Annotated in this window: 7 protein-coding genes; 6 read left to right on the top strand and 1 reads right to left on the bottom strand. The window is 68.4% G+C overall.

Annotated features, from left to right (window positions below; genetic code table 11):
* Window positions 1-258: 258 nt before the first annotated feature.
* Window positions 259-1548 (bottom strand): glutamate-1-semialdehyde 2,1-aminomutase, encoded by a 1290-nt coding sequence (hemL, locus tag AC1DS3_RS26255; RefSeq protein ID WP_477128261.1) that lies wholly within the window; start codon window positions 1546-1548, stop codon window positions 259-261.
* A 215-nt stretch (window positions 1549-1763) separates the two neighbouring features.
* Here hemL and AC1DS3_RS26260 point away from each other — a divergent pair, with 215 nt between their 5' ends.
* From AC1DS3_RS26260 to AC1DS3_RS26285, 6 genes are all read left to right on the top strand, one after another.
* On the top strand, window positions 1764-1934 hold the full coding sequence (locus AC1DS3_RS26260) for a rubredoxin (protein ID WP_006159034.1): 171 nt from the start codon (window positions 1764-1766) through the stop codon (window positions 1932-1934).
* Between the two features lie 446 nt (window positions 1935-2380).
* Window positions 2381-2881 (top strand): response regulator, encoded by a 501-nt coding sequence (locus tag AC1DS3_RS26265; RefSeq protein ID WP_441641517.1) that lies wholly within the window; start codon window positions 2381-2383, stop codon window positions 2879-2881.
* 26 nt (window positions 2882-2907) lie between these two features.
* Window positions 2908-3276, top strand: coding sequence for a response regulator (locus AC1DS3_RS26270; RefSeq protein WP_043344417.1), 369 nt, complete (start codon window positions 2908-2910; stop codon window positions 3274-3276).
* 65 nt (window positions 3277-3341) lie between these two features.
* Complete coding sequence (locus AC1DS3_RS26275; protein ID WP_441641518.1) at window positions 3342-3911, top strand: chemotaxis protein CheW; 570 nt, start codon at window positions 3342-3344, stop codon at window positions 3909-3911.
* Window positions 3912-4005: 94 nt separating this feature from the next.
* Window positions 4006-6174 carry a methyl-accepting chemotaxis protein gene (locus tag AC1DS3_RS26280; protein ID WP_441641519.1) on the top strand — a complete coding sequence of 723 codons (2169 nt, stop codon included), beginning with the start codon at window positions 4006-4008 and terminating at the stop codon, window positions 6172-6174.
* Between the two features lie 85 nt (window positions 6175-6259).
* Window positions 6260-12355 carry a hybrid sensor histidine kinase/response regulator gene (locus tag AC1DS3_RS26285; RefSeq protein WP_477128262.1) on the top strand — a complete coding sequence of 2032 codons (6096 nt, stop codon included), beginning with the start codon at window positions 6260-6262 and terminating at the stop codon, window positions 12353-12355.
* Window positions 12356-12525: the final 170 nt, after the last annotated feature.

The raw sequence follows: 12525 nt of genomic DNA on the forward strand, positions 1-12525 counted from the left end.
GGCAAAAGGAGMGGAAACGAGGGGGCCATGTTTGAGCATCGCCTTAAGGCGATGTGAGTTTGGCCCCCGGCCGCTCTTTTTGYCTTCCGACGAGGAGGCTTTCGCCCCATCCGGGTCRCTTCTTTGCCTACTTTCTTGGCGAGACAAGAAAGTAGGTCGCCKCCCCGMAGGGGAGGTGAAACTGCAGTTGCCCTTGACCTTAAGACGTTGAAGTTAAGCCGTTGCAGTTGCAGTTCAACGCCCACACAACCCAACCCCTCAGGCCGCGAAGGCCTTGCGGGCGGCTTCGATGGTGGTGGCGAGGATCGCGTCGTCGTGCTGCGCCGAGACGAAGCCGGCCTCAAAGGCGGACGGCGCCAGGTAGACGCCGGCATCCAGCATGGCGTGGAAGAAGCGGTTGAAGCGCGCGGTATCGCACTGCGTGACTTCAGCAAAGCTGCCCGGCACGCCCTCGCGGAAGTACAGGCCGAACATGCCGCCGATGGCATCCGCCGCGAACGGCACGCCGGCATCAACCGCCGCCGCGGCCAGGCCGTCGGCCAGCTTGCGGGTTTGCGCGGCAAGGCGGTCATGGAAGCCCGGTGCCTGGATCAGCTTGAGGGTGGTCAGCCCGGCCGCTACCGCCAGCGKGTTGCCCGACAGCGTGCCGGCCTGGTACACGGCGCCCAGCGGCGCCAGGCAGGCCATGATGTCGCGCCGGCCGCCAAAGGCCGCCGCCGGCATGCCGCCGCCGATCACCTTGCCCAGGCAGGTCAGGTCCGGCGTGATGCCGTAGTGCGCCTGCGCGCCGCCCAGCGCCACGCGGAAGCCGGTCATCACCTCGTCGAAGATCAGCACGGCGCCATGCTTGGTGCACAGCGAGCGCATGGATTGCAGGAAGGCGTCGCTTGCGCGCACCAGGTTCATGTTGCCAGCCACCGGCTCCACGATCACCGCGGCGATCTCATCGGCGTGCTTGATAAAGGCTTGCTCAAGCTGCTCGACGTTGTTGTATTCCAGCACCATGGTGTGCTTGGTCACGTCGGCGGGCACGCCGGCCGAGGAGGGCGCGTTCTTGGTGGTGTCGGCAAAGGTCAGCAGGCCGGAGCCCGCCTTGACCAGCAGGCTGTCGGCGTGGCCGTGGTAGCAGCCCTCGAACTTCACGATCAAGTCGCGCTTGGTGAAGCCGCGCGCCAGGCGCAGCGCGCTCATGGTGGCCTCGGTGCCGGAGGAAACCAGGCGCACCTGCTCGATTGACGGCACCAGCTTGCAGATTTCCTCGGCCATCTCGATCTCGGCCTCGGTCGGCGCGCCGAACGAGAAGCTGTGGGCCGAGGTCTCCTGCACCGCGCGCACCACTTCGGGGTGGGCGTGGCCGACGATCATCGGGCCCCAGGAGCCGATATAGTCGATGTAGCGCTGGCCGTCGGCGTCCCACATATAAGCGCCTTCGGCGCGCGTGATGAAGCGGGGCGTGCCGCCCACCGAGCGGAAGGCGCGCACGGGCGAATTGACGCCGCCCGGAATGGTTTGCTGTGCGCGGTCGAAGAGCTGCTGGTTACGAGACATGGCTTTGCGTGAAATCAAAAGCGGGAGAAACGCGTTCTAACAGGCAGCAAGTTACCTTGAAGATGCCGGCAAAAAGGCTCAAATGCGAGGCATTTACGCGGTAACGTGCGCGAACACGGCGTATTTGGCCCGAATCCTGCTAGCCCGGCTGGCGCGGGCGGCGCCGATTCGGTACCATCTGGCCCTGAATTTTAATGGAGAGTGACTGGACCGTTATGGAATACAAGACCTGGATGTGCCTGATCTGCGGCTGGATTTACGACGAAGCTACCGGCGCGCCCGAAGACGGCATTGCCCCCGGCACCAAATGGGAAGACGTGCCCATCAACTGGACCTGCCCGGAATGCGGCGCGCGCAAGGAAGATTTCGAGATGGTGGCGCTCTGACATGCTCCAGGCTGGCTGGAGTTGCTAAACAGCAACGCTAGCACTGCCGCGCCGCCAGCCGGCACAGGCTGGATGGCGTGATCTGGCCATGCGTCACCATGACGCGACCGTGACGACCCCGCTTGGGGCCTCAGCCCGCCGCGGCGCGTCGCGTCGATGCGACAGATCGCCAGGGGCTGCCCGAGATTCCGGATTGACGGCCCCACGGCGACTTGTCACACTCTGTTTCAAATTTGAAAATCCACCCTTTGGGGGGTGGACCGCGGCAGGCGCGGGTACCACGCGCCGCCGTTTGCCGGGCACCGGGGCTTTCCCGCCGGCGTGTTTTCGGGAATCAAATCGTTTTGTTTCGGGGGTCCGTCGGGGCGGCCAGGCTGCCTTGCGCGGAAGTTCTCAAGTGAATGCCGGCGTTTCCGTCAGGGAAACACGCTGGTCGCGGGAACGAGATGCGGGTCGCTCAACTACAAGAAGGTATTCGGGTCAACGCCGAGGTMAGCGGCGCGGTCGAAGCTGGCGCCGGCGCTAGCGGCGCTGGTGCGCGTGCGCCTGCGCGCCGCAAGGTGCTCGTCATCGACGATTCCAGCACCATCCGCCGCACCGCCGAGATTTTCCTGTCCCAGGCCGGCTGCCAGGTGCTGCTGGCCGAAGACGGCTTCGAGGCACTCGCCAAGGTCGGCGACATGCATCCGGACCTGATCTTCTGCGACATCCTGATGCCGCGCCTGGACGGTTACCAGACCTGCGCCCTCATCAAGAAAAGCCCCCGGTTCCATGCCATCCCCGTGATCATGCTGTCCTCCCGCGACGGCGTGTTCGACCGTTCGCGCGGCCGCCTGGTCGGCGCGCAAGACCATCTCGCCAAGCCCTTTACCCGTGAGTCGCTGCTGCAGGCGGTAGACGCCTGCGTGCCACGTGCCGTTGCCGTGGCCAGCCCCTTGCCGGCTTGAGCGCAATCCAAGGAATACCAATCATCATGACAATCAGCAAAATCCTTATCGTCGACGACTCCCCCACCGAAGCCCTGTTCATGTCCGACCTGCTCGGCAAGAAGGGCTTCAAGGTCTCGGTGGCCGGCAATAGCGAACAGGCCTTCGCCCGGCTCGAGAAGGAACCCTTCGACCTGATCCTGATGGACGTGGTGATGCCTGGCCAGAACGGCTACCAGGCGACCCGCGCGATCAAGCGCGACGACCGCTTCAAGGACATCCCCGTGATCATGTGCACCAGCAAGGGCCTGGACACCGACCGCATCTGGGGCATGCGCCAGGGCGCGGCCGACTACGTCGTCAAGCCGGTCGATGGCGAAGAACTGCTGACCAAGATCGCTGCGCTGGCGCACTGAGCCGCGCGCCGGTTTCCTGCCCGCTTGCATCCGAGCCCATCCTTGCCTTCTCACCGGAACCAACCATGACCGCGCCGCGCCAGGATCTTCGTGCCCGCCAGACCCGGCTGCAGGACTACCAGGCCATGCTGGCCCGCCGGCTGCGCGAGGCGCGCAACCTGCCGGCGGTGGACAGCTTCCTGGGCCTGCAGGTGGGACAGCGGCACTGGCTGCTGCCGTTGCCGGAGACGGGCGAGGTGCTGGAGATGCGCCAGCCCAGCCGCGTGCCGCTCACGCAGTCCTGGTACACCGGGCTGGTGAACGCGCGCGGCAGCCTGCTGGGCGTGATCGATTTCGGCCTGTTCTGCGGCGAGGGAGCCACCGCGCTGCAGCCGGGCAGCAAGATCGTGGTGCTGTCGCGCCAGGTGGAGCGTGCCTGCGGCATCCTGGCCACGCGCGTGATCGGGCTGCGCCATGCCGGCGACCTGTCGTTGCCGGTGGAGGCGGCGAACGCGCCGCCGGCGGGGCAGGAGGCGGCGCCGGACTGGGAGGGCGCGCGTTTTGCCGATCGCGACGGGCGCGACTGGCAAGTGCTCGATGTGCGCAGGCTGCTGGCGTCGCCGGCCTTCCTGCAGGTGGGCCGGCAGGCTGCCTGAACGCCGCGCGGCGCCGCTGGCAAGCAAGCGACGGCGCAACGACGCAACGGCGCGGCGACAAATCAAATTCAAAAAATAACGGACAGAGGGTGCTATGGGTTTCAAGATGTTCAGCCTGGGTCGCCAGGCACCGGCGGCCGGTGCCGCCGAACTGGCGGCAGACGCCGCAGCCGCGCCCAGCACGCGAAGCACCCCGGCCGAGACGCTCTCGGGCCGGCTGTCCCGCATCCCGTTTGCCAGCCAGCAGCGCGCGCTGACTGTCGGCGTGGTGCTGTCGCTGGCGGCGCTGCTGGCATCGGTGTATTTCGATAACCGCGAAGCCGACAACGGCGCGGCGCAGATCGAGATCGCCGGCGACATGCTGATGCACTCGCAGCGCCTGGCCAAGGCCGTGCCGGTGGCTCTGCTGGGCAACGCGCAGGCGTTCACGCAGCTGCGCCAGTCCAAGAGCGAGCTCGCGGGCGACTTGCAGGCGCTGCAAAACGGCAGCGATGCCAAGCACGTGCGCGCGACCGGCGCGGCCGCCGCGCCGTTGCTGGAAAAAGCCATGGAGTCCTGGCAGCGCACCGAGAAGAGCGCGGGCGACGTGCTGGCACAGCAGCCCACCCTGACCACCATCGGCCAGACGCTGCAGATCTTCAACGCCTCCAACCCCGAACTGCTGGAAAGCGCGGAGCAGGTGGCGGCAATCAAGCTGCAAAGCGGGGCCAACGCGCGCGAGGTGGCTGCCTCCGCGCAGCTGGTGATGCTGACGCAGCGCCTGGGTAAGAACCTCAACGAGTTCCTGGCGGGCGAAGGCGTCAACCCGGAAACCGCGTTCCTGCTCGGCAAGGACACCAATACCTTCCGCGAAACCCTGGATGGCCTGATGAACGGCAGCGAAGCGCTGCGGCTGTCGGCGGCGGGAGATGCCGAAACCCGCGGCTACCTGCAGCAGCTGTCGCAACGTTTCGACGCGGTGCAAAAGACCACCCAGACCATCCTGCAGAACCTGCCCGGCCTGATCGCCGCCAAGCGCGCGCAGCAGCAGATCTTCAACGACAACGAGGCGCTGCGCGGTGAGCTGTCCGCGCTGCAGGCTGCTTATGCGCAAGGTGCGCGCGTGCGTCCGCTGACGCTGGGCGCCACCATCGTTTCGGCCTTGCTCACGCTGCTGTTCCTGGCCGGCCTGGCCGCGCTGTACCTGCGCGACTCGCGTGCCCGTACCCTCGAAGCCGAGGCCCGCGAGCGCGAGGCTGAAGCCCGCCGCCTGGATGAAAAGCGCAACAACGACGCGACCCAGAAGGCGATTTTGCAGTTGATGAACGAGTTGCAGGACATCGCCGACGGCGACCTGACCAAACAAGCCACCGTGACCGAGGACATCACCGGTGCCATCGCCGACTCGGTGAACTACACGGTGGAAGAACTGCGCGAACTGGTCGGCCGGGTGCAGCAGACCGCCGGCGAGGTGACGCAGGCATCGGGGCAGGTGCAGGACACCTCGACCGAGCTGGTCGCCGCCTCGGAAGAGCAATCGCGCCAGATCCGCCAGACCGGCGAATCGGTGGTGGAAATGGCGGACCGCATCACGCAGGTCTCGCGCGGCGCGGCGGAATCCGCCAACGTGGCGCGCGCCTCGCTGGCCGCGGCCGAGCAGGGCCAGCACGCGGTGCAGAACGCCATCGTCGGCATGAATGACATCCGCGAGCAGATCCAGGACACCTCCAAGCGCATCAAGCGCCTGGGCGAATCCTCGCAGGAGATCGGTGAAATCGTCGAGCTGATTTCCGACATTACCGAGCAGACCAACGTGCTGGCGCTGAACGCCGCCATCCAGGCCGCATCGGCCGGTGAAGCCGGGCGCGGCTTCTCGGTGGTGGCCGAAGAAGTGCAGCGGCTGGCGGAGCGCTCCGGCGAGGCAACCAAGCAGATCGGCGCGCTGATCCGCACCATCCAGACCGACACCCAGGACGCGGTGCACGCCATGGAGCGCAGCACCCAGGGTGTGGTGGAAGGGGCCAAGCTGTCGGACAACGCCGGCGCCGCGCTGGTGGAGATCGGCCGCGTGTCGCGCCAGCTCGCCGAGCTGATCGAGCAGATCTCCCAGACCACTTCGCATGAGGCGGGGCTGGCTACCGCGGTGGCACGCAATATCGAAGGGATCCTGCAGGTGACCGAGCAGACCTCGTCCGGCACGCGCCAGACCGCACTCTCGGTGCGCCAGCTGACCTTGCTGACCGAAGAGCTGCGCAATTCGGTGCTGCGATTCAAGATCGCCTGACGAGTCAGCATTGGTGTTCAACGCGAGCCCGCGCGGATGCGGGCCACGGACCGGCGCCACCGCATTGGACGCATTGGAAGCAGTCATGTCATTGAATTTCCCTGTCTCGCGCGAGGCCGCCGGCACCGATCCGGCCGTGCCGGATCCGCTGGCGCCGATCCCTTCGCCGGACCTGTCCGCCGAGCTGGCCGCCCCGGCCAGGAAGCCTGCGGCGCCGGTCGCCCGTGATCTTTCCGTGCTGGCCTGGCTGGCACCGAGCCTGCGCGCCGCGCTGGATGACGCCGCGGCCGAGCTGGGCCATTACGTCGATGAAGTGCAGCAGGCGCCCGAGGCGCTGGGCGCGCGCGACACCACTTCGCTGCGCCTGGCCGGCCAGCACCTGCACCAGGCCGCCGGCGCAGTGCACATCGTTGGCCTGCGCGGGGTCGATCCGTATTGCCAGGCGATGCGCCGCTTGCTCGAAGGCATCGATGGCGGCGCCGTGCCCGCCGACGCCCGCACGCTGGCCGTGTTCCGCCTGGGCGTGCAAGCGCTGGCCGAGTACGTCGACGACCTGATGGTTGGCGACGACGAAGACCCGGTGCGGCTGTTCTGTTCCTATGCCGACGTGCTGGGCCGCCTTGGCGAAGACCGCGTGCACCCCGCCGACCTGTGGGTGGACGAGCTGCAGATGCTGCCCGGCATCCTGCTGCCGATGCGCATGGCCTCCACGGTCACGCGCGCGCGCCAGCGCTTCGAGGCGGCGTTGCTCAAGGCGCTGCGCCTGCCGGTGCCGTGCGCCGAGCCGAGCCTGTTGCACGAGGCCTATCTGCCGCTGGAGTCCGCGCTGGAAGACGTACGTGCGAGCGAGCAGGAACTGCGCCGCGCCACCGACCATCCGGACCGCGGCGTGTGGCATGTGCTGGCGTTGGTGTTCGGCGCGCTGGCCCACGGCCTGCTGCCCTCGGACCTGCTGGCCAAGCGGCTGGCCGGGCGTGCCCACCTGCTGCTGCGCCAGTACCTGCAAGGCCAGGTGCGGGTGCCGCAAGCCTTGCTCAACGACGCCGTGTACCTGCTGGTCACCACCAGCGGCACGCCGCCCGCGGACGAACCGCAAAGCGCGCCCGTGCTGGTGCTGCGCTCCGCCATTCGCGAATGCCTGCAAGCCTTCCGCATCGACGCGGCGCATGCCGCAGTGCATGCCGACTTCCGCGTGCGCTATTACGGCTGGCTCGACMCGATCGACACCCGCAACCTGCAACAGGCGGCGACCGCGCTCGAGCGGGCCGCCGCCGCTGGCCCGGATCACGGTGAATGGCATAACGCGCTCGCCGTGCTGGCCGAAGCCGTGCAGCCGCTGGCCCAGCCGGCGCTGCTGCGCTGCCTGGATGCCGCGCTACGGGTCCGCCTCGGAGCCGATGATCCCTTTGGCGCCAGCGCCATTGCCTTGTTCCTGGGGCGGGCACTGGCGCTGCCATGGCGCGTGCATGGCAGCACCGGGCACGCGGCGGCGGCCGAGTTCGCGCGGCGTTGCGATGAACTGACCTTGTACCTTGGCGCGCATGAACGTGGCGAGCCCGGTGCGCAAGCGCCGCGCTGGCTCGCGCAGATGGTGGACCAGGCGCGCACGCAACGCGTGCGCGAGGCGGCAGTCGCGCAACTGCGCGGCCACCTCGACAGCGGCGAATCCTGGCTCGATGCCTACGATCGCGATGCCGCCCGCGCCGAAGCCGGCGCGCACCTGCGCGACGCCGAACGCGCGTTCGCGGCACTCGCCGGCACGCTGGATGGCTTGCGCGAGGCCGGCGCGCTGCCGGAAGCACTGCAGGCCGACGCGCTTGCGGTAGCGGCGGCGCTGGAGCGCGTGATGCCAGCGCTGGAATGGCTTGCYGGCGCCCGCGCCACGCAGGATGCAGGCGAGCCTGCCGGCGCGGTGAGCGAGCGCGCTAGCCGCCTTGCCGCGATTGCCGGCGAGCTGGGTGTTGTGCATGCCTTTATCGATGCGCTGGCATTTGGCCGTGCCGCATCGGGGGACACGCATGCCGATGCCGTCGACGTTACCGCGCAAGACGAGCCGGGCGGCGCGGCTTYCCACGCGACGCTGCTAGCCAAAGCGCGCGCGGCGGCCAACGATGCGATGCGCCATCCGGCCGCCGCCGACGCGCCCGAAGTGAAGGCGCTGCGCGCGGCACTGCAGGCGATGAACGAGCAGGCCGCCATCGACGACGCAGCTGGCCTGCGCCGCCAGGCCGGCGAAGCCACCACGCAGTTCAATGCCTGGCTCGCCGGCTCCCACGGCGCGGCCGAGCGCCTGGTGGTGGCCCTGGCCGAGGCGCTGCCGGCCAGCGCGCCCGGCACGCCCGCGCCCGCGGCAGCCATGCCCGCCGCGGCCGATACCGCCGCCATCGATGCCGAGCTGCTGGATATCTTCCTGACCGAAGCGGTCGAGGTGCTGGGCGAGGTCGCCAATGATCTCGGCGGCGGCCTTCCCGCGCTGGCGGATGCCGATACCATCAGCCGCCTGCGCCGCGCCTTTCATACGCTCAAGGGATCCAGCCGGATGGTCGGCCTGCATCGCTATGGCGAAGCAGCCTGGGCAATCGAGCAGGTGATGAACCTTTGGATTGCCGAGGCCCGCGCCCCGGCGCCGGCCCTGCTGGACTTGCTGCTGCGTGCCCACGATGAGCTGTCTGGTTGGGTGAACGCATTGCGCGGCGATGCCCATGCCGCGCACGATGCCACGGGCCTGCTGGCCGCGGCGCAGTCTGTGCGCGCGGGTGAGCAGCCCGAGCCGGAGCACATCGCCGAAGCGGTGACCGTGCCGTTGCAGGCAGCCGGGATTGAGCTGGTGGTGGCGCAGCCCGGCGACGAGCMGGTGCCAGAAGCACAATCGGGGATGGACCTGGAACCCATGCCAGGGATCCAGCCCCCGGCGCAGGATGCAGGGCACCCGGCCGAGGCCGAAGCAGACAACACCGCAGCCGGGGATGCCAAGGTCATTCCTTTCCGCTTTGCCAGCACGCCAGCCGAGGATAACGATCACTTCAAGCTGATCGGTCCGGTGCGCATCAGCCTGCCGCTTTACAACGTCTACCTGCAGGAAGCCGACGACCTCATCCGCCAGTTCGCCACCGATCTCTCCGAGTGGCGCCACGAGGGCCGTCCCTGCCCGAGCGAGCTGGCGCTGCGTGTCGCGCATACATTGCAAGGCAGCGCTTCCACGGTCGGCCTGGAGCCGGTACGCGCCATTGCCGAGGCGCTTGAACGCCTGATGCTGCAGCTCGGCGCGCACCCGGTGGCGATGCACCCGGGCGACTTCCGCTTGCTGGAGCAGGCGGTGGAGCGCGTGCGCGGCATGCTGCACCAGTTTGCCGCGGGCATCTGGCCTGCCGCCGATGACGCACTCTGCCGCAGCCTGCTGGAGCTTGGCGAGCGCGCCATGGTGCGCCCGCGCCTGGCGCTGCCGGCGGTGGAACTGCTGGCCGAGGCCGAGGACGCGCCGGTTGCGCTGCTGTTCGGCAAGCTGCCCGGCGCGGCCAATGCCGGCATGCTGCACGACGCCACCGTCACGCCACTGCATGCGGTGGAAGCACCAGCTGCCCCGGGTGCCGCGGATACGCCGGACGAGCAAGCCACGGCGGTCGCCGAGGTTGCCGAGGAAGCCCCCGATCCGGCGCTCGTCGAGATTTTCCTGGAAGAAGCGCACGGCAGCCTGCCGGAGCTGGGCAAGCTGCTGCGTGGCTGGGAGACCGCCTGCGGCGATGGCGAGCATGCCAGCCACGCCGGCCTGATCCTGCGCGCGCTGCACACGCTCAAGGGCAGCGCCCGGATGGCTGGCGCCATGGCGCTGGGCCAGGCCGCCCACGAAATGGAAACCCTGCTCGATGCCGCCGTGCGCGCCGATCGCGTGGGGCCGCTCTTGTTCGTGCGCCTGTACGCCTGGTACGACCGCATCCTCGCGCATAGCGAGGCGCTGCAGGCCGGCCGCCTGCTGCCGGTGGACGATCCCGAGCTGATCAACACCATGAGCGGGCAGAACAGCGCGCCGGACGCGGCGCCGGTTCCGGCCGCGCCCGCACCCGCACCCGAGTTTGTGCAAGACGCGCCGCAAGCTGGCGTTGCCAGCCACGCCGCCTCGCCGAGCGCCACGGTGCAGCCGTGGCTGCCCAGTGCGCCCATGCGGCCGGTTGGGGCACCCCTGCCGGTGCCCGCAATGGGCGCTGCGCTGGCCCCCGCCACCGATGCCGTCGAACGCCAGCGCGCGCTGGTGCGGGTGCAGGCCCGCACCCTCGATACGCTGATCACCGATGCCGGCGAAGTCGGCGCGACGCGCGCGCGGCTGGAGAGCGAGCTCGACGCGATGCGCAGCTACCTGGGTGAGCTCAACGACAACGTGGCGCGCTTGCGCGGCCAGTTGCGCGAGATCGAGATCCAGGCCGAGTCGCAGATGGCCTCGCGCACCGCCGATGCCCAGCACACGGTCGAGTTCGATCCGCTCGAGTTCGATCGCTTCACGCGTTTCCAGGAGCTGACGCGGATGATGGCCGAGTCGGTCAACGACGTGGCCACCGTCGAGCAAAACCTGCAGCGCGGCTTTGACCGCGCCGCCGGCGACCTCGACGCGCAAGCGCGCCTCACGCGTGGCCTGCAGCGCAGCCTGATGCAGGCGCGCATGGTGCAGTTCGACGCGCTGGCCGAGCGTTTGTATCGCGTGGCGCGCCAGGCCGCCAGCGAGACCGGCAAGGAAGTGCGCCTGCTGATCAAGGGTGGCACCGTGGAGGTCGACCGCTCCGTGCTGGACCGCATGGCCGGACCGATCGAGCACTTGATCCGCAACGCCGTTGTGCACGGCATCGAGTCCGCCGACGTGCGCCGTGCCGCGGGCAAGCCCGCCACCGGCGCGCTCACACTGGAAGTGCAGCAAGAAGGCAATGAAGTGGTGCTGCACTTCGTGGACGATGGCGGCGGCCTGGACCTTGTACGCATCCGCGCGCGCGCCATCGAGCGCGAGCTGCTGGCGCCGGACGATGACGCGGGCGATGCCCGCCTCACCGAGATGATCTTCGCCCCAGGCTTCAGCACCGCGGATACGGTGTCGGAGCTGGCGGGGCGCGGCGTCGGCATGGATGTGGTGCGCGCCGAAACGGTGGCGCTGGGCGGGCGCATCGCGCTGGTCACGCAATCCGGGCAGGGCACCCGCTTTACCGTGCACCTGCCGCTGACGACAGCCATTACGCAAGTGCTGCTGGTCACGCTGGGCGGGCGGCCCTTCGCCATCCCCAGCGGCATGATCGACCAGGTTCAGCAGCTGCGCTCGCAAGGCCTGCTCGAAGCGTACAACCAGGGCAGCCTCGACGCCCCCGGCGGCGCCGTGCCGTTCCACTACCTCGGCACGCTGCTGGAAGAAACGCCGGCGGTAGCCGCAGGCAAGAAGTATTCGCCAGTGGTGGTGGTGCGCAGCGGTGTCGAGCGCATCGCCGTGCACGTGGACGAAGTCATCGGCAACCGCGAAGTGGTGGTCAAGCACATCGGCCCGCACCTGGCACGCCTCGAGGGCATTGCCGGTGCGACCACGCTTGGCGACGGCGAGATCGTGCTGATCTACAACCCGGTGGTGCTGGCGCAGCGCTTCGTGCGCGAGCGCGGCGAGCTGGTCCGTCCGCAGCTTACCGCTCTGCCGCATCTGCCCCAGCTGGCGCAGCAGCCGACGCTGGGCGCGGTGGCCGAGTTCTCGCCAGGCGGCGCGGCCCCGGTGCAAGGGCTGGCCACGCAGCCGACCGTCATGGTGGTCGACGACTCACTGACCGTGCGAAAGGTCACGCATCGCTTGCTGACGCGGGCTGGCTACCAGGTGGTGCTGGCGCGCGATGGCGTGGACGCGTTGCGGCAGTTGCAGGAGGTGATGCCGGACGCGATGCTGGTCGACATCGAGATGCCGCATATGGATGGCTTTGACCTGACGCGCAATGTGCGGGCGGATAGCCGGACTGCGCATATGCCGTTGGTGATGATCACTTCGCGCACGGCGGAGAAGCATCGGCGTTATGCGGCCGAGATCGGCGTGAATGTTTACTTGGGTAAGCCGTATAACGAGGACGAGCTGCTCACTACGTTGCAGCATTTGCTGGGTGAGCGGGCTGTCGGGATGGCGGGGTCGGTCGCGCAGATGCTTGGGGAGGATGCGGGTGGGGGTGGTGCTTGAACGCAACTGCAAAATCAACTTCAACTGCAGTTTCACCACCCCTGCGGGGCGGCGACCTACTTTTTTGTCTTGCCAAAAAAGTAGGCAAAAAAGGCGCGCCGGATGGGGCGACTACCCCCTCGGGCTTCGGCGAAAAGAGCGGCAGGGACCCAAACTCGCATCGCCTTAAG

The sequence above is a fragment of the Cupriavidus sp. 01L46 genome (assembly GCF_056399905.1).